A 16,404-nucleotide genomic window follows, 5' to 3' on the forward strand; every position below is an offset into this window, starting at 1 on the left:
TAAAGGAGACCCCATGCCTGCCAAAGCCCCCCTGCATTACCTGAACGCGCTCGAGGCCAAGTCTCGGGGAGATGCGGTCATGGATGCCCTGGCCGCGATGATCGAGGATGCGGGGCTGACGGTCGGCGACCGCCTGCCGCCCGAGGTGCTTCTGGCCGAAAAGCTGAATGTCGGCCGGTCCACGATCCGCGAGGTCCTGAACCGCTGGGAGGCCCTGGGCATCATCCGCCGCCGAAGGGGCGATGGAACCTACCTCATGGCGCGGGTCCATTCCTCGAAAGGCCCGGTGCCCTTGTCGCTGCGCCTCTCGGGCGAGGCTTTGCTGAAGCTCCTGGACGTGCGCCGCACGCTGGAGATCGAGGTCTGCCGCCGCGCGGCCCTGAACGCCAGCCCGGCCCAGCGGTTGCAGATCAAGGCCTTGTGCAAGACCCTGGTGGACCTGGTCGATGCGGGCGCGCCCTGGCACAAGGCGGATGCGGCCTTCCACGGCGCGATCTACGACGCCTCGGGCAATCCGATGTTCGGCCAGATCCTGCACCGCCTGGACGAGGCCCTGATCCGCGGCGACGAAAGCCCCTTTGGCCGCGACGACTTCGGCCTGGCCTCCTTTCCGCTGCATCACCCCCTGGCAGATGCCATCGTGGCGGCCGATCCCGATGCCGCCGAGGCTGCCGTGACCGCCATGCTGCGAGTCGTGGCCGACGAGGTCCAGGCCATCATCGACGGCCGCTGAGCCCTTGACCTTGGCGGATGCTTGGCCTTTCCTGCCGTAAACCGCGATTGAGAGCCCCATGCATTTCGGCATCGACCTTGGCACGACCAATTCCCTGATCGCCTGTTGGGACCAGGGCCAGGTCCGGTTGATCGGCCAGCCGCCGCTTCTGCCCTCGGTGGTCTCGCACCTTGACGGGTCACTTTTGGTGGGCCAGGCGGCCAAGGATCGCCTGGTCTCGCATCCGGATCAGACCGTCGCCGCCTTCAAGCGCGCCATGGGCACGACCAAGCGCTTTTCACTTGGGCCACACCGGCTGACGGCGCCCGAACTGTCAGCCCTGATCCTGCGCGACCTTGCCGACCTTGCCCAGGCCGAGACCGGGACGCGGCCGCGCGATGTCGTCATCTCGGTTCCGGCCTATTTCAACCAGGTCCAGCGCAAGGCGGTCCGCGAGGCCGCATTGGCCGCCGACCTGACGCCCTTGCGGCTGGTCAACGAGCCGACGGCGGCGGCCCTGGCCTTTGGCCTGGCCGAGATCGAGACCGAGGGCCATATCCTGGTCTTCGACCTGGGCGGCGGGACTTTCGACGTCTCGATCGTCGAGGTCTTCGAAAAGGTGATCGAGGTCCGGGCCTCGAGCGGGGATGCCTTCCTTGGCGGCGAGGACTTCACGGCGGCCCTGGCCGATCACCTGCAAGCGGCGCATGGCCTGTCGCGCGACACGGGCCAAAGGGCGGTGACCTGGGCGGCCGCGGAAAGTCTCAAGCACCAGTTGTCGCGCGCGCCCGAGGCCGAGATCGCGGGCCAGGGCTGGCGCGTAACCCGTGACGATTTCGCCGCGCTGGTCGCCCCGCTTCTGCAACGGCTGCGCCTGCCGGTGGAACGCGCCTTGCACGACGCCAGGCTCTCGCCCCGGGATATCGGGCGGGTCGTGCTGGTGGGCGGGGCCACGCGGATGCCCGTGGTGCGCGCCCTGGTGGCGCGGCTCTTCGGGCGCCTGCCGGAGGCCGGGGTCGATCCGGACCAGGCCGTCGCCCTGGGGGCTGCGACCCAGGCCGCCCTGATCGCCCGCGACCAGGCGCTGGACGATGTGGTGATGACCGATGTCACCGCCTTTTCCCTGGGTTTCGACGTGGCGCGCAGTTTGAATGGCCGCCACTTTCCCGGCTATTTCCAGCCGGTGATCGAGCGCAACACCACGGTCCCCGTCTCACGCGAAGAGGTCTTCTCGGCGCTGCAACCCGGGCAGAAGCAGTTGGTCATGAAGCTGTTTCAGGGCGAGGCGCCGATGGTCAAGGACAATATCGAACTGGGCGAGGTCCGGGTGGACCTGCCGACCCGAGGCCCGGATTGCGAGCTGGTGGCACTGCGGTTGAGCTATGACACCTCGGGCCTGATCGAGATCGATTCCCATGTTCTGTCGACCGGTGCGCGTGAGACGGTCGTGGTGACGGCCCTGACGGGCGGGCTTTCCGAGGCCGAGATCGCCGTGCGCCGCGCCAGCCTTGCCGCGCTGAAGGTCCATCCCATGGACGAGACGGTCAACCTTGCGCTGATCGCCCGACTCGAACGCTGTTACGCCATGGCCCGCGAGGCAGAGCGGGTCGGGCTGCAAGACCTGCTGGCCGCCTTCCATGACCTGTTGCAGCGGCAGAACCTTGGCGACATCGCCCGCAAGCGCGACGAGATCACCGCAGAGCTTGACCGCTTCGAGGCGCATTATGTCCGGTGACGGACCCTTCGCCGCACTGGGCCTGGAACCGGGCGCCAGCCGGGCCGATATCCGCCGCGCCTATGCGAGGCGGCTGAAGTCCATCGACCCCGACCGCGACCCCCAGGCCTTTCAGGACCTCCGCCTGGCCTATGAATGGGCGCTGAGGGTCGAGGCCCAGGGGGCCGAACCGGTCATGCCGGAGCCGAAGGCCGCAGCCCCGCAGGCCACAGCGGACGAGACGCAGACCGCGATCCGCGCCCTTCGCCAGCGGATCAACGGCACGGGCAACCATGCGCTGCGGCTTATGGAGGTCCTGGCCCGGCCGGAACTCGTCGATCCCTCGGTCGCCGCCGCCGTCGAGGTGGATATCTACCTTTTCCTGATCGGCCATATCTCGGTCGATGGCCAGGGCCTGCCCGGCTTTGACGCCGAAGCCGGCAGCGACCTGGAACCCGCCGCCCTGCGCCACCTGATCACGCTCTTGGACCAACGCTTCGGCTGGCTCTCCGACATGGTGCGGATGCAGTCCTGGCCGGACTATGACCGTTTCCTGATGGCCGCGGGCTTCCTGAACGCCCCGGCCCCGCCCCCCATGGCGAAAGAGCGGCGCTTCACGGTCAGTCCCATGATTGTGCTCTTCCTCGCCTTCATCCTGTTGAAGGTGATCGTGGCCTACCAGCCGCCCGCGCGCAGCCTGTCTCCCGAGGCCGTCCTGCGGCTGGAGACCGAGCGCATCCGGACCAGTGCCGCACGGGACAGCGACTTCCTTTACGGGACCGAGCCCCTGCCCGCCGCCGATACCCAGGCCGAATTCTTCCTTGCGACCCGCGCCCTTTCGGTCGAACCCCTGACCCAGACCGTCCTGGCGCGGCTGCGGCGGGTGGCCCAGGACCTGGATGGGCCGGGGACCGATGCCCACACGCTGGCTGCGCTGAGCGACCGCGATGCCCATGTCGCGGGGATGATGCTGGCCGCGCGCTACCGGATGTCGCACTGGATGCATTACCGCGACAAGAGGGCGGGCAGTTTCGACCATGGGCCGGGTGGGCTCTCCTGGACCAGGGGCAGGGTCGACGACCTGACGGGGGAAGCCTACGCGCTGGCCGCTGCGCCGCCTGGGCCCGGGGAGAGCCTGGTGGTCCTGCCGCGCGGCTTCGTCGAGATGGTCCTGGCCCGGGCAGGCCAGCGCAAGGCCCTGATCGAGGGCGCGCTGGCCTTGCCGCCCGGGGGCTTGCAGGCGGGACAAAGGCTTTACCTGATCGCAGAGCCGGTCATGGCCGGCGACAGCTGGAACCCCGCCAACGAAGCGCTTCTGGCGGGGGACACCCTGAGGGGCGACCGCTGGCCCCTTCGCCTGGCGACGCTTGGCGCCAGCCCCTGCGCGCGGTGGGAGTGGTCGGGCACAAGCTTCACCGCCCTTGCGGGCTGCGACTAGGCCCCGGCCTGGCCCCGGAACTTGGTCAGCAGCCGCTTCAGCTCGTGCTGCTCTTCGGGGGTCAGGCAGGAGAAAAGCGCGCGTTCATGGGTCTTGACCGCGGTTTGCGCGGCCTGGGCCAGGGTCTGGCCCTCGGCCGTGGCCATCAGCGCATGGCGGCGGCGATCCTGGGCCACGGGGGCCCGGATGATCAACCCGCGCCCCGAAAGCTCGTCCAGGATGGTGACCAGGTTCGACCTTTCGATCTGAAGCGCATCGGCAAGCTGGGTCTGGGTTAGGCCGGGCTGGGCCACGACGATCGACAGGGCCGAGAAGGACACCGCCCGCAGGCCGAACCCGCCCAGCACCCGCGACAAATCGGCCTGCACGATGGAAAGCGCGCGTTTCATCGCATAGCCGATGAACTCGGCCAGGGGCGTATCGACCTGGCCCGCGTCGGATGGCGTTTCGACCTCTGCCATGGCTTGCCCTGTCCTGCCTTTGATCCTGGCCCCGTCTTACCCAAGCCGCGATCGGGATGAAATACCAATGTTATGCCATGTCATTTACTTGGCCGGCATGCGCAGCCCGCCGTCCAGCCTTATGACCTCGGCATTCAGATAGGGATTGGTCAGACACATCACCACGACATCGGCAAATTCGGCCGGGTTGCCCAGGCGGGGCGGAAAGGGGATCTGCGCCGCCAGCCCCTGTTGCACCGGCTCGGGCAATTCGGCCAGGAGCGGCGTCAGGAAGATGCCCGGGGCCACGGTGTTGACGCGGATGCCGAAGCGCGCCAGCTCCCGCGCGGCAGGCAGGGCCAGGGAGACGATCCCGCCCTTCGAGGCCGCATAGGCCGCCTGGCCCAACTGCCCGTCGAAAGCCGCGACCGAGGCCGTGTTGACGATGGCCCCGCGCGCCCCATCGGCCCCGGGCGAGTTGCGCTGCATCCGATCCGCCGCCAGCCGCATCATGTTGAAGGTGCCCACCAGGTTGACCCTGATCGTGCGCTCGAAGGTCTCAAGCGCCATGGGGCCCTCGCGGCCCAGGATGCGCGCGGCCCCGCCGATGCCCGCGCAATTCACCAGGCCCCAAAGCGGCCCCTGGACGGCCATGGCGCCGTCCAGCGCCGCCCCGGCTTCCGGGTCGGTCACGTCCAGCACAAGCGCATGGCCAGAGGTTTCCGCCGCCACGCGGGCCGCGGCCCCGGGCGCGCGGTCGATGACGGTGACGCGGGCCCCATCGGCGGCAAGCCTGCGGGCCACCGCCTCGCCCAGGCCCGAACCCGCCCCGGTGACGGCGATGTGACGATCCTTCAACGGCATCAAGGCTTCCCCTTCCAATCGGCGCGGATGACGCCGGGGTCATCGGTCCAGAGCCGGGCCACCAGTTCGGCCCTTTCCCGCAGGACCGCCCGCTGGTTGACCGAGCCCTTGTCGGTCACCTCGCCCCGGTCGAAGCTCAGCGGCTCTTCCAGCACCAGCGCCGCCACGATGCGGCTGGCGCTGCCCGTCGCAGCCCTGGCATGGGCGCTAAGCCGCTCGGCCAGCGCGGCGCGCGGGTCCGCCAGCTCGCGCAGCCTTGCGCTATTCGGCACCAGAAGCGCGCGCAGGTCGTCGCGCTCTTCCCCCGCGATGACGGCATCCGAGATCAGCCCCCCCATCGCATTGACCAGCCCCGCCCGCAGCGCGCCCACCGCCACCCAGGTCCCGGTGGCCAGCTTGAAATTCTCGGCCAGGCGCCCGTCAAAGACGAAGCCCGCCGCCGGATCGCCCGGCACGGCAAAGCGCAAGGCATCGCCCAGCTTGTAAAAGCCCTCGTCGTCGAAGGCCCCGGCCGTCAGCGCCGGATTGCGCCAATAGCCCGGCGTGATCGAGGGGCTCTTCAGCCGCGCCTCGAGCTTGCCGTCCTGCGGCACGAGCTTCAGCACGACGCCCCGGGCCGGGATGCCGATATTGCCGGGGTGGTCCTTCTTGTCGGAATAATACAGCGCGAAAGGCCCGGTCTCGGTCGCGCCCAGGCCCGAAACGATGGGCACGCCGCCCTGGACCTTGCGCGACGCCAGGGCCGAAAGCCGGTCCCAGACCGACTGGCTCATCCCCGCGCCCGCATACATCAGCATCTTCAGCCGCGAGAAGAAATGATCCGCCAGGCCCTCGTCCTGTTCCATCAGGTCCAGAAGGAACTGGAACCCGATGGGCACGTTGAAATACCAGGTCGGAGCGACCTCGCGCAGGTTGCGGATCGTCTTGCCGATATCGGCAGGCGTCGGGCGGCCGTCGTCGATGTAGTAGCTGCCACCGTGGTGGATGGCCATGTTGAAGACCTTGTTGCCGCTGGCCGTATGGTTCCAGGGTGCCCAATCGACCAGGACCGGAGGTTCCTCTTTCAGGAAAGGATAGGCCTCGGCCACCATGGCCTGATTGGCACAAAGCATCCTTTGAGTCTGGATCACCGCCTTGGGGCTGCCGGTCGTGCCCGAAGTAAACAGGAACTTGGCCACGGTATCGGGCCCCACTTCGGCATGGGCGGCCCTTGCGGCCTCGGTCACGGGAGTCGCGGTCAGGGCGTCAAAGCGCAGGACGGGACGCGTGGCGCTTTCTCCGGTCAGGCAGACCAGCGGCACATCGGCGGACAGGACCGCGTCGATGGCCGGCAGGTATTTCGCCGCGTGATCGGCAAAGACCAGGCCCGGGGTCAGCTGCGCCACGACATCGGCCAGCTTGGCCCGGTCCGTGCCCGAGAGCGCATAGGCCGGCGACAGGGCCGCCGAGGGAATGCCCACATGCTGCGCCCCCAAGGCCATCAGCGCATGGGCCAGGCTGTTGCCCGACAGGATCAGCAAGGGCCGCTCGACCGTAAGACCCAGCGCCAGGAGCCCCGCCCCGATGGACTCGATCGCGCGGGCCCCCGCCCCGTAAGTCATGCGAGACCAGCCCTCGCCGCTGCGCTCGGCCATCCAGAGCCGGTCGGGATCGACCTGCGCCCAATGGAGGGACCGTTCGGTGATGCAGCGCGGAAAGGCGCCGAGCTCGGCCTCTTGATGCAGGATCATCGCACCATCGGGCCGCGTCTGGCAGACGAGCCGAACCGGCTCGTCGGGGTTCAGTGCAAGGCCGTCCATCGCTCCCTCCGGCTGCAAACTGTTATGAGGGATAACAGTATCCGCAATCCGCCCCTTGCACAAGAGAGCTGTATGGCATAATATTTATGGCGGATAACATTTTTGCAGAAGGCCGCAGAAAGGCGCGAGGATGGACGAACCGCTGGTCACCTATGAGCTGTCGGGCGAGATCGCCCTGATCGGGCTGAACCGCCCCACCAAGCGCAACGCGATCAGCGACCGCGTGGTCGAGGCGCTGCATGTCGCGGTCGAACGCGCCCAGGTCGAGGCCAAGGCGGCGGTGATCTTCGGCGCGGGCAAGCATTTCTGCGCGGGCCTGGACCTGGCCGAACATGTGGAAAAGCCGCTGATCGCCGCGGTCCAGGGCTCGCGCCGCTGGCACAAGATCTTCGACGGGATCGAGCGGGGCGGCATCCCCTTCGTCATCGCGCTGCAAGGCGCGGTGGTCGGCGGCGGCTTCGAACTCGCGGCCTCGGCCCATGTGCGGGTGGCCGACGAGACCGCCTTCTTCGGCCTGCCCGAGGGCACGCGGGGGATCTTCGTCGGCGGCGGCGGTTCGGTGCGGATCGCGCGGCTGATCGGGGCGGCGCGGATGGGGGACATGATGCTGACCGGGCGCACCGTCTCTCCGGTGCAGATGGAGCAGTGGGGCGGGGTCAGCTATGTCGTGCCCCAGGGCCAGGCGCTGGACAAGGCCATGGAGCTTGCCCGGGCTGCCGCGCAAAACGCACCCATGTCGAATTACGCCATCATCAACGCCCTGCCCCGCATCCGCGACATGTCCTCCGAGGATGGGCTTTTCGTCGAAAGCCTCATGTCCTCCTTGACCTCGGTGACGCCAGAGGCCACCCAAAGGCTGCGCGACTTCCTGGAAAAGCGCGTGGCCAAGCTGGAGGCGCCCAAGGAATGAACCTGGACGAGATCATCGCCATCGACTTCCACACCCATGCGGAAGAGCCCTGCAACTGCCACCGCGACGATGGCTATAACGAGTTCCAGGCCGGGATGGCGGCCTATTTCAAGAACCCGGCCGGGGCGGGCGGCATGCTGCCCACCGTGCCGGAAACCGCCGCCTATTACCGCGAAAGGCGCATCGCCGCCGTGATCTTCGGCGTCGATGCCGAACGCGAGACGGGGTTTTACCGCCATTCCAACGAGGAAATCGCCCGGCATTGCGCCGAGAACGCCGATATCCTGATCCCCTTCGCCTCGATCGACCCGGCCAAGGGCAAGATCGGCGCGCGGGAGGCGCGGCGGCTGGTGCGCGACTTCGGCGTCAAGGGCTTCAAGTTCCACCCCACGATGCAGGGGTTTTTCCCCAACGACCGCATGGCCTATCCCCTGTATGAGGCCATCGCCGAAGAGGGCGCGATTGCTTTGTTTCACACCGGGCAGACCGGGGTGGGCTCGGGGATGCGCGGCGGGATGGGGATGCGGCTGAAATACTCCAACCCGATCCATATCGACGATGTGGCGGTGGATTTCCCGGATATGACCATCGTCCTGGCCCATCCCTCCTTCCCCTGGACCGAAGAGGGCCTGGCGGTCGCCCAGCACAAGCCCAATGTCCATATCGACATGTCCGGCTGGTCGCCCAAGTATTTCCCGCCGATCTTCGTGCAGTATGCCAATACGATCCTGAAGCATAAGATGCTGTTCGGCTCGGACTGGCCCGCCATCACGCCCGACCGCTGGTTGAAGGATTTCGAGGCCCTGCCGATCCGCGACGAGGTGCGGCCCCTGATCCTGAAGGAAAACGCCCGCCGCATCCTGAAGATGTAGCTGTATACATCGAGGCTCCCTGCGGCTACCCTGCTCATGTATACATGAGATCGGGGAAGCCCATGGAAGAACGCAGCGGAACCCATGCCCAACGCGCCCTCTTGGCGCTGCGCAAGCGCATCCTTGGCGGGGAATTGCCGGGGGGCACCCGGCTCTTCGAGGTCGCCCTGGCCGAAGAGCTTGGCATATCCCGCACCCCGGTGCGGGACGCGCTCTCGCGGCTGGCCGCCGAGGCGCTTTTGGACCGGGCCAGCGGCGGCGGCTTCGTGGTGCGCAGCTTTGCGGTGCGCGACGTGGTCGACACGATCGAGCTGCGCGGCGTGCTGGAGGGCACCGCCGCAAGGCTTGCCGCCGAACGCGGCGCGCCCGAGCCGCTCTTGGCCGAGGCCCGCGATATCCTGCGCCAGATCGACGCCCTCTTTCTCTCGCAAGACTTTGATATGGAGGGCTATTCCCGCCTGAACTCTGCCTTCCACGCGCTCTTGGCGCGGCTGCCGCAAAGCGATGTCCTGCTGCGCGAGATCGAGCGGATCACCGCCCTGCCCTTTGCCTCACCCTCGGCCTTTCTGGATGACAGCGCGCATATGGCCGCCCTGACCCGGACCCTCTCCGCCGCCCATGACCAGCACCGCGCCCTGCTGGAGGCGATCACCAACCGCGAGGGCTTTCGCGCCGAATCAATCGCCCGCGAACATGCCCGCGCGGCCCGGCGCAACGTGGAATTCCTGCTGACCCATGAGCCCGCGCAGCGCGAAGGCGTGCCTGGCCTGGCCATCCTGGCGGGCTAGGGCCCCATGTATGCATCTTCGCAGGCCCGCGACGCGGATTCTGCGCTTTTGTCTTGATTTCGCGCTCATCCCGCCGTCTCATGTATACATGAAACTCAGGGAGGAGCTTCCATGTCCTTTAGTCTTTCCACCGTCATGGCCGGGGCCGGCAATCCGGTGACCATGTTGCGCAATTCCAAGGCCGGGATCTATGTCTATCCGGTCGTGGCGCCCGAATTCCAGAACTGGCGCAACGAGCAGGTGGCCTGGCGCCAGTCCGCCGTTCTCTTCGACCAAAGCCACCACATGGACGAGCTGATCGTCGAAGGGCCGCAGGCGACCGAATTCCTGTCGCAGCACGGCATCAACTCCTTTGCCAATTTCGACCTGAACCGCGCCAAGCATTTTGTCCCGGTCACCCCTGCGGGCCATGTGATCGGCGACCACATCATCTTCCGCGAGCGGGAGGACAAATATGTCCTGGTGGGCCGCGCGCCGACCTCGAATTGGCTGATGTTCTGCGCGGCCTGGGCCAAGTGGAACGTGCGGCTGAAATACGACCCCCGCAGCCCCTCGCGTCCCGAGGGGGAGCGGGTTCTGCGCGAACATTACCGCTTCCAGATCCAGGGCCCCGATGCGCCGCGCATCTTTGAAAAGATGAACGGCGGCCCGGTGCCGGACATCAAGTTCTTCCATGTCGACTGGATCAACGTGGGCTCGAAAAAGGTCCAGGCTTTGCGTCACGGCATGTCCGGCGCCCCTGGGCTGGAGATCTGGGGGCCCTACAAGGACAAGGATTACATCCACTCGACCATCCTGCAGGCCGCCCGGGATGCCGGCGTGAACCTGGTGCAATGCGGCAGCCGGGCCTATGCGACCAACACGCTGGAATCGGGCTGGATTCCCTCGCCTCTGCCGGGGATCTATACCGGTGAGGGCATGCTGAAGGACTACCGCGACTGGCTGGCGGCCGACAGCTACGAGGCGGCGGGCTCGATCGGCGGCAGCTTTGTCAGCGCCAATATCGAGGATTACTACGTCAACCCCTTCGAGCTGGGCTATGACTTCTATATCGGCTGGAAGAAGGATGACTTCGTCGGCAAGGCGGCGCTTCAGGCGATGAAGGGCAGCCCCAAGAACCGCAAGAAAGTGACTTTCGAATGGAACCGCGATGATGTGATGAAGGTCATCGCGTCGAACTTCGAGCCCGGATTGCCCTTCAAATGGATCGACTTCCCCTTGTCGAACTATGCGTCCTCGAGTGCCGATATGGTGATGCAGGGCGACCGCATGGTGGGGATGAGCATGTTCAACGGCTTCTCCTATAACGAGCGCTGCGTGCTGTCCCTGGGCGTCGTGGCGCAGGATGTGCAGGAGGGCGATATCCTGACTCTGAAATGGGGCGAGCCCGAGACGACGGGCAAGACCTCGGCCGAGCCGCATCGCCAGACGGAGATCCGCGTGCGGGTGGCGCCGACGCCCTATGCGGCCGAGGCGCGGACCAACTACGCCGAAAGCTGGCGCACCAAGGGCTAGGGCGAGCGGCCCCCCAAGGCGGCCCTGCTCCGGTTTCGGCGTAGCGTCAGGAACGCCGCCCTGCAATGCCCCTGCGCCCCTTGGACCAGGGGCATTGCGCAGCCGCACCGGTCCCTCAGCGGCCCCAGGGCCGCCTTGCCTTGATCCCATGGCCAGGGCCTGGACGGGCCCCAGGCTCTGGCCATCCCGCAAGGCGCCGATGCAGCTTGGAGTTTGGCCGCGCCGGTGGTGGAGCGGGAGCCTGTCATGACCGATGCAGGCTTGCAGGCCCGGGCCGTCTCGGGCCTGCGGACCAGCCGGAGGGCCATTTTCCCCGCAGAAGCGACGGCATCTCTTGCCCGTCTGACCTCAGTCCTGTTCGGGCAGCTCGATCACCAGCAACAGCCGCGTTTCGCCCGTGCCCGCGATGGGGGGCGAGCGGTGCAAGAGCCCGCAATCCTCGCCCGGCCAAAGCGTGCCGCGATGCCGGGCTCCGCGATGCGCTCCAGCCCCTCGGCCTTGCCCGAAGCCGCGACCCAGACCGCGCGCGGCAGGGGTTTGCGCAGCCCCCCGGTCATGCGGCCTTGGCTCCCCAATGCGGGAAGGGATCGGCCAGCCGCGTCCAGGCGCCGGGGGTGAAGTCATCGGCCGTCACCAGGGCCGCGTTCAGGGCGGCGCAGATCGCCTCGCGGTCCAGGCCTGCGCCGATGAAGACGATCTCTTGCCGCCGGTCGCCCCAGGGCTCGGCCCATTTCGCGGCGATGATGGCCTGGGATTCGGGGTCCTGCGGCAGGCGCGAGGCGGGCAGGCTGGCCCACCAGCGCCCCAGCGGCGTGACCGAGGACATGGCGCCCGCCAGCGAGAACTCGGCCACCCAGTCGGGCCGCGTGGCGATCCAGAAATGCCCCTTGGCGCGGATCACCCCGGGCAGGTCTCCGTTCAGCACGGCATGGATGCGCAAGGGATCAAAGGGCGCGCGGGCGTGGTAGACGAAAGAGGAGATCCCGTATTCCTCGGTCTCGGGCAGGTGATTGGCAAAGCCGTAAAGCTCTTTCGCCCACATCGGATGTTCATGGGCCGTGTCAAAGTCGAAAAGCCCGGTGTCAAAGATCGCATCGGGGTCGACGCGGGAGTGGCTGGTCTCGATCACCCGGGCATCGGGGTTCAGGGCGCGGATGATCTTGCGCGCGGCATCGACCTGTGCGGGCGTGGCGTCGTCCACCTTGTTCAGGACGATGACATCGGCAAATTCCATCTGATCGGTCAAGAGGTTGACCAGGCTGCGACTGTCGCCCTCCAGCGCCTCGCCCCGGTCGGCCAGGAAGTCATGGCTGGAAAAATCCCGCATGAGGTTGACCGCATCGACCACGGTGACCATCGTATCCAGCCGGGCTACATCCGACAGGCTTTGGCCCTGGGCATCGCGGAAATCGAAGGTGGCGGCCACTGGCAGGGGTTCGGCAATGCCGGTGCTTTCGATCAGCAGATAGTCAAACCGGCCCTCGGAGGCCAGGCGGCGCACCTCGGTCAGCAGGTCGTCGCGCAGCGTGCAGCAGATGCAGCCATTGGTCATCTCGACCAGCTTTTCCTCGGAGCGCGAGAGCGTCGCCCCCTCGCGGATCAGGTCGGCGTCGATGTTCACTTCCGACATGTCGTTGACGATGACGGCCACGCGGCGGCCCTCGCGGTTGTTCAGGACATGGTTCAAAAGCGTGGTCTTGCCGGCGCCAAGGAAGCCGGAAAGCACGGTGACGGGCAGGCGGGGATCGGGTTGGTTTTGGGGCATGGCACTTCACGTTATGTGATAATATAACGTGATTCTCTAAACCGAAACCGGCGGGTCTGCAATGTCGTTCCTTCTCTTCCTCGCGTCGGGATGCGGCTTGACGCCGGCTGGGGGAGCCTGCACGATAAAGGTGATGGTTCCCGGCCAAGCCACGCGCGGCCGGGTGAAAAGGGAACACGGGTCGGGTGTAGGCATCAGCCGCCCAAGCCGTGACTGCCCCCGCAACTGTAGGCGGCGAGCGACCCCCGATGCCACTGGCGCGCAAGCACCGGGAAGGCGGGGAGAGCCAAGACCCGCGAGTCAGGAGACCTGCCATCGCAAGAGGATAGCAACCCGGGCGGGGTGTCCCGGAAGGAGCATGCGATGACGACGCTGACGCGGCGCAAGCCGGTCTATTCCGTGGCGCAATCCGCGCCACATCAAATCCTTGTCTGCAAGGCCTGCAAGCACAAGGGCGCCGACTGCGCGCCCGGCCATGCGCTGATGAAGAAGCTGCGCGCCGCGATTGCGGCGGCGGGGATGGCGGAGGATTTCGAGGTCTCCGGCACGGCCTGCCTTGCGGGCTGCGTGCCCGACCATGGCGGGCCCTGCGTGCTGGGCTGGCGCGCGAGTGCCAAGGCGACCTGGCTTTTCGGCGATATCGACCCGGGCCAGCCGATCGACGACCTGGTCGAATTCTCGCGCCTTTACGCGGCGCGCGAGGACGGCTGGCTTTCGGGCCGCGACTGCCCGCCCCGGCTTTGCGACAACACCCTGGCCCGCATTCCCGCCGCGATGATCGTCACCCGTGAGGGGCCCGTCCAATGAACGTCATCGAGGTCGAAGGCGTCTCCTGGGGGCCCCGGGGGCGCGAACCGATCCTGCGCGACATCGGCTTTGCCGTGCCGCAGGGGCAGATCCTGGCGATCTGTGGAGCCAATGGGGCGGGGAAGTCCTCGCTGTTGCGGCTTCTCTATCGCCACCAGGCCCCAAGTCGCGGCACTGTGAGGCTGATGGGCCGCGATATCTGGCTGATGGGCGCGGCCGAGGCCGCCCGTAACCTTGCCGCCGTCCTGCAGGAACAGCCCACCGACTTCGCCCTGACCGCGCGGCAGATCGTGGCGCTTGGGCGCCTGCCGCATCGGCGCGGCCTTTCGGCCGGGCTTTCGGGCCCCAGCCGCGAAGATGCCGCCCTCATCGCCTCGTCGCTGGCGCGGATGGACCTTGTGCCCCATGCCGACCGCCCCTTCGGCACGCTCTCGGGCGGCGAGCGGCAGCGGGTCATGGTGGCCCGCGCCCTGGCGCAAGAGCCCAAGGTCATCGTGCTGGACGAGCCCACCAACCACCTGGACATCCGCCACCAGCTGGAGCTTCTGGCGCTCTTGAAGGGCCTTGGCCTGACCGTGATCGCCACCCTGCACGACCTGACCCTGGCGGCCGAGTTCGCCGAAAGGGTGCTGATCCTGCAAGAGGGCCGCATCCTGGCCGATGGTCCCCCCGACACGGCACTCAGCGAGGCCAACCTCGCCCGCGCCTTCAACATCCGCGCCCGCATCGACCGTTCCGGCGAGGCCCCGCGCTTTTCCTTCCACCTTTGACGCCAAGGACCCCCATGATCCGTCTTTCCTGTGCCGCCCTTCTGCTGTCGGCCTCGGCAGCCCTCGCCTATCCCGTCACCGTCAAAAGCTGTGACCGCGAGGTGACCTTCGACCGCGCGCCCACCCGCGCGATCTCCAACGATTCCAACCTGACCGAGATGATGCTGGTCCTTGGCCTGCGCGATCACATGGTGGGCTATACCGGCATTTCCGGCTGGAAGACGCTGGACGCCGAAATGCGCGAAGGTGTGGCCGAACTGCCCGAGCTTTCCGCCAAATACCCGACCAAGGAGGTTCTGGCCGGGGCCGAGGCCGACTTCTTCTTTGCCGGCTGGAACTACGGGATGAAGGTCGGCGGCGAGGTCACGCCCGAAACGCTCTCCCCCTTGGGCATCCAGACCTATGAGCTGACCGAAAGCTGCATCCATATCGGCCCCAAGGCGCGCTCCAGCATGGAGGATATGTATGCCGATATCCTGAACCTTGGGACGATCTTCAATGTCGAACCCAAGGCCGAGGCGCTGGTCGCGGGCTGGAAAGCGCAGCTGGAACAGGCGACCCAGGGCATCGACCGCAGCGCCCCCCTGCGCGTCTTCGTCTATGACAGCGGCGAGGAAGCCCCCTTCACCGCCGGCGCCTATGCCATGCCCACGGCGCTGATCGAGGCGGCGGGGGGCGTCAACATCATGGACGACCTCGAGAAAAGCTGGGCCGAGATCGGCTGGGAGCCGGTGGTCGAACGCAACCCGCAGGTCGTGGTGATCGTAAACTACGGCGATGTGACGGCCGAACAAAAGATCGCCTTCATGAAGGGCAACCCGGCCTTTGCAGGCATCGAGGCGGTGAAGAACGACCGTTTCGTCGTGCTGGACTATGTCGAGGCCACGCCTGGCCCGCGCAACATCAAGGCCGTGGAAAAGCTGGTCGCAGGGTTCTGGGGCCAGTGATGACCGACATCGCAGCCCCCGCCCTTGCGCGCCGGATCGGAGCCGGTTCTGGCCTCGCTCTCGCCATGCTGGCCGTCCTGGCGCTTGCGGTCGCCCTGGCGGTCTCGGTCGGGGCTGTGACCATCCCCCTCGGCACGGTCTGGGGCGTGGCCCTGGACCGCCTCCTGCCGGGGGTCATCACCCCGGATTGGAGCCCGGGCCGCGCGGCGATCGTCTGGGAGATCCGCTTTCCCCGGGTGATCCTCGCGGGGATCGTGGGGGCGGGGCTTGGCCTTGTAGGCGCCGCGCTGCAGGCGGTGACAAGGAACCCGCTGGCCGATCCGCATTTGCTGGGCATCTCCTCGGGCGGCGCTTTCGGAGCCATTGCGGCCCTGCTGCATACCGGGCTTTTCCTGGGCATTCTGACCGTGCCGCTGATGGCTTTTGGCGGGGCGCTGATGGCAACCCTCATGGTCCTGGCCGTGGCGCGGCTGGCAGGCGCCACCAGTGCCGACCGGCTGATCCTGGCGGGGGTCGCGGTCAGCTTCGTCATCATGGCGGGGGCCAATATCCTGATCTTCCTCGGCGATCCCCGCGCCACCCATACGGTGGTCTTCTGGATGCTGGGCGGGCTTGGCCTGGCGCAATGGGCCCATCTGGTCTGGCCCTTGGCGGTCCTGATCCCGGCGGGCCTTTGGCTTTGGGCCCAGGCCCCGCGGCTGAACGCCATGAGCCTCGGCGACGAGACCGCCGCCAGCCTTGGCATCGAGGTCGGCCGCTTTCGCCTTGCCGTCTTTGTCGCGGCCGCGCTGATCACCGGGGTCATGGTGGCCTTTTCCGGCCTGATCGGCTTTGTCGGCCTGATGATGCCCCACCTGGTCCGCCTGGTGGTCGGCGGAGACAACCTGCGCGTCCTGCCCTTCTCGGCCTTTGCCGGAGCCGTCTTCCTGATCTGCGCCGATGCCCTCTCGCGCGTCGTCATGGCGCCCGAGGACATGCCCATCGGCGTCGTCACGGGCCTGGCGGGGGGCGTCTTCTTCATCTGGATGATGACGCGGCGGGGCCGCAGGGAATAGGATGGCGC

General features: G+C 67.3%; 16 protein-coding genes and 1 riboswitch. Of the genes, 11 read left to right on the top strand and 5 right to left on the bottom strand.

Annotated elements, in window-relative coordinates; all coding sequences use genetic code 11:
• The first annotated feature begins 13 nt into the window (after window positions 1-13).
• The 3 genes from GV832_RS16365 to GV832_RS16375 are packed head-to-tail and all read left to right on the top strand — an operon-like array spanning window position 14 to window position 3,864.
• Window positions 14-733 (top strand): FadR/GntR family transcriptional regulator, encoded by a 720-nt coding sequence (locus GV832_RS16365; RefSeq protein WP_168775956.1) that lies wholly within the window; start codon window positions 14-16, stop codon window positions 731-733.
• A 58-nt stretch (window positions 734-791) separates the two neighbouring features.
• Complete coding sequence (locus GV832_RS16370; protein WP_168775957.1) at window positions 792-2,447, top strand: Hsp70 family protein; 1,656 nt, start codon at window positions 792-794, stop codon at window positions 2,445-2,447.
• Window positions 2,437-3,864 carry a J domain-containing protein gene (locus tag GV832_RS16375; RefSeq protein ID WP_168775958.1) on the top strand — a complete coding sequence of 476 codons (1,428 nt, stop codon included), beginning with the start codon at window positions 2,437-2,439 and terminating at the stop codon, window positions 3,862-3,864. The genes GV832_RS16370 and GV832_RS16375 overlap by 11 nt, the downstream gene beginning before the upstream one ends.
• Here the strand turns inward: GV832_RS16375 and GV832_RS16380 are convergent.
• The 3 genes from GV832_RS16380 to GV832_RS16390 all read right to left on the bottom strand — a co-directional run bounded on the left by GV832_RS16380 (window position 3,861) and on the right by GV832_RS16390 (window position 6,967).
• Window positions 3,861-4,325 (bottom strand): MarR family winged helix-turn-helix transcriptional regulator, encoded by a 465-nt coding sequence (locus tag GV832_RS16380; RefSeq protein WP_168775959.1) that lies wholly within the window; start codon window positions 4,323-4,325, stop codon window positions 3,861-3,863. The two genes, GV832_RS16375 and GV832_RS16380, sit on opposite strands and share 4 nt — an antisense overlap.
• Before the next feature lie 84 nt (window positions 4,326-4,409).
• Window positions 4,410-5,168, bottom strand: a complete 759-nt coding sequence (locus tag GV832_RS16385) for an SDR family NAD(P)-dependent oxidoreductase (protein WP_168775960.1) — start codon at window positions 5,166-5,168, stop codon at window positions 4,410-4,412.
• Window positions 5,168-6,967, bottom strand: coding sequence for a feruloyl-CoA synthase (locus GV832_RS16390; RefSeq protein ID WP_168775961.1), 1,800 nt, complete (start codon window positions 6,965-6,967; stop codon window positions 5,168-5,170). The genes GV832_RS16385 and GV832_RS16390 overlap by 1 nt, the downstream gene beginning before the upstream one ends.
• Before the next feature lie 130 nt (window positions 6,968-7,097).
• Between GV832_RS16390 and GV832_RS16395 the strand changes: the two genes are divergently transcribed.
• From GV832_RS16395 to ligM, 4 genes are all read left to right on the top strand, one after another.
• On the top strand, window positions 7,098-7,877 hold the full coding sequence (locus tag GV832_RS16395) for a crotonase/enoyl-CoA hydratase family protein (RefSeq protein WP_168775962.1): 780 nt from the start codon (window positions 7,098-7,100) through the stop codon (window positions 7,875-7,877).
• Window positions 7,874-8,749 carry an amidohydrolase family protein gene (locus tag GV832_RS16400; RefSeq protein ID WP_168775963.1) on the top strand — a complete coding sequence of 292 codons (876 nt, stop codon included), beginning with the start codon at window positions 7,874-7,876 and terminating at the stop codon, window positions 8,747-8,749. Before GV832_RS16395 ends, GV832_RS16400 begins: the two co-directional genes overlap by 4 nt.
• Before the next feature lie 62 nt (window positions 8,750-8,811).
• Window positions 8,812-9,537, top strand: coding sequence for a GntR family transcriptional regulator (locus GV832_RS16405; RefSeq protein ID WP_168775964.1), 726 nt, complete (start codon window positions 8,812-8,814; stop codon window positions 9,535-9,537).
• A 111-nt stretch (window positions 9,538-9,648) separates the two neighbouring features.
• Complete coding sequence (ligM, locus tag GV832_RS16410) at window positions 9,649-11,052, top strand: vanillate/3-O-methylgallate O-demethylase (RefSeq protein ID WP_168775965.1); 1,404 nt, start codon at window positions 9,649-9,651, stop codon at window positions 11,050-11,052.
• A 348-nt stretch (window positions 11,053-11,400) separates the two neighbouring features.
• On the opposite strand, the gene GV832_RS22555 is transcribed toward ligM, so the two are convergent.
• Both GV832_RS22555 and GV832_RS16420 read right to left on the bottom strand, forming a co-directional pair.
• Window positions 11,401-11,676: a DUF1826 domain-containing protein gene (locus GV832_RS22555; RefSeq protein WP_168775966.1), complete on the bottom strand. Its 276-nt coding sequence runs from the start codon at window positions 11,674-11,676 to the stop codon at window positions 11,401-11,403.
• Window positions 11,606-12,817, bottom strand: coding sequence for a GTP-binding protein (locus GV832_RS16420; protein ID WP_168775967.1), 1,212 nt, complete (start codon window positions 12,815-12,817; stop codon window positions 11,606-11,608). The genes GV832_RS22555 and GV832_RS16420 overlap by 71 nt, the downstream gene beginning before the upstream one ends.
• A gap of 117 nt (window positions 12,818-12,934) precedes the next feature.
• Window positions 12,935-13,148, top strand: a riboswitch (cobalamin riboswitch).
• 32 nt (window positions 13,149-13,180) lie between these two features.
• Here GV832_RS16420 and GV832_RS16425 point away from each other — a divergent pair.
• Genes GV832_RS16425 through GV832_RS16440 form a run of 4 tightly spaced genes read left to right on the top strand, consistent with a single transcriptional unit; the run spans window position 13,181 to window position 16,396 of the window.
• Window positions 13,181-13,624: a DUF1636 family protein gene (locus GV832_RS16425; RefSeq protein WP_168775968.1), complete on the top strand. Its 444-nt coding sequence runs from the start codon at window positions 13,181-13,183 to the stop codon at window positions 13,622-13,624.
• Window positions 13,621-14,394 (top strand): ABC transporter ATP-binding protein, encoded by a 774-nt coding sequence (locus GV832_RS16430; RefSeq protein WP_168775969.1) that lies wholly within the window; start codon window positions 13,621-13,623, stop codon window positions 14,392-14,394. The genes GV832_RS16425 and GV832_RS16430 overlap by 4 nt, the downstream gene beginning before the upstream one ends.
• Window positions 14,395-14,408: 14 nt before the next feature.
• Window positions 14,409-15,341, top strand: coding sequence for an ABC transporter substrate-binding protein (locus GV832_RS16435; RefSeq protein ID WP_168775970.1), 933 nt, complete (start codon window positions 14,409-14,411; stop codon window positions 15,339-15,341).
• Complete coding sequence (locus GV832_RS16440) at window positions 15,341-16,396, top strand: FecCD family ABC transporter permease (protein ID WP_168775971.1); 1,056 nt, start codon at window positions 15,341-15,343, stop codon at window positions 16,394-16,396. Before GV832_RS16435 ends, GV832_RS16440 begins: the two co-directional genes overlap by 1 nt.
• The last annotated feature ends 8 nt before the right edge of the window (window positions 16,397-16,404 follow it).

This window comes from Stagnihabitans tardus, assembly GCF_009925085.1.
Lineage (GTDB): Bacteria > Pseudomonadota > Alphaproteobacteria > Rhodobacterales > Rhodobacteraceae > Stagnihabitans > Stagnihabitans tardus.

What these genes read in the sequence shown, in the direction of transcription:
- GV832_RS16425 (WP_168775968.1), top strand. Translation starts at nt 13,181, where the DNA reads ATGACGACGCTGACGCGGCGCAAGCCGGTCTATTCCGTGGCGCAATCC.
- GV832_RS16365 (WP_168775956.1), top strand. Translation starts at nt 14, where the DNA reads ATGCCTGCCAAAGCCCCCCTGCATTACCTGAACGCGCTCGAGGCCAAG.
- GV832_RS16405 (WP_168775964.1), top strand. Translation starts at nt 8,812, where the DNA reads ATGGAAGAACGCAGCGGAACCCATGCCCAACGCGCCCTCTTGGCGCTG.
- GV832_RS16380 (WP_168775959.1), bottom strand. Translation starts at nt 4,325, where the DNA reads ATGGCAGAGGTCGAAACGCCATCCGACGCGGGCCAGGTCGATACGCCC.
- GV832_RS22555 (WP_168775966.1), bottom strand. Translation starts at nt 11,676, where the DNA reads ATGACTTCACCCCCGGCGCCTGGACGCGGCTGGCCGATCCCTTCCCGC.
- GV832_RS16370 (WP_168775957.1), top strand. Translation starts at nt 792, where the DNA reads ATGCATTTCGGCATCGACCTTGGCACGACCAATTCCCTGATCGCCTGT.
- GV832_RS16440 (WP_168775971.1), top strand. Translation starts at nt 15,341, where the DNA reads ATGACCGACATCGCAGCCCCCGCCCTTGCGCGCCGGATCGGAGCCGGT.
- GV832_RS16390 (WP_168775961.1), bottom strand. Translation starts at nt 6,967, where the DNA reads ATGGACGGCCTTGCACTGAACCCCGACGAGCCGGTTCGGCTCGTCTGC.
- GV832_RS16395 (WP_168775962.1), top strand. Translation starts at nt 7,098, where the DNA reads ATGGACGAACCGCTGGTCACCTATGAGCTGTCGGGCGAGATCGCCCTG.
- ligM (WP_168775965.1), top strand. Translation starts at nt 9,649, where the DNA reads ATGTCCTTTAGTCTTTCCACCGTCATGGCCGGGGCCGGCAATCCGGTG.
- GV832_RS16385 (WP_168775960.1), bottom strand. Translation starts at nt 5,168, where the DNA reads ATGCCGTTGAAGGATCGTCACATCGCCGTCACCGGGGCGGGTTCGGGC.
- GV832_RS16420 (WP_168775967.1), bottom strand. Translation starts at nt 12,817, where the DNA reads ATGCCCCAAAACCAACCCGATCCCCGCCTGCCCGTCACCGTGCTTTCC.
- GV832_RS16430 (WP_168775969.1), top strand. Translation starts at nt 13,621, where the DNA reads ATGAACGTCATCGAGGTCGAAGGCGTCTCCTGGGGGCCCCGGGGGCGC.
- GV832_RS16435 (WP_168775970.1), top strand. Translation starts at nt 14,409, where the DNA reads ATGATCCGTCTTTCCTGTGCCGCCCTTCTGCTGTCGGCCTCGGCAGCC.
- GV832_RS16375 (WP_168775958.1), top strand. Translation starts at nt 2,437, where the DNA reads ATGTCCGGTGACGGACCCTTCGCCGCACTGGGCCTGGAACCGGGCGCC.
- GV832_RS16400 (WP_168775963.1), top strand. Translation starts at nt 7,874, where the DNA reads ATGAACCTGGACGAGATCATCGCCATCGACTTCCACACCCATGCGGAA.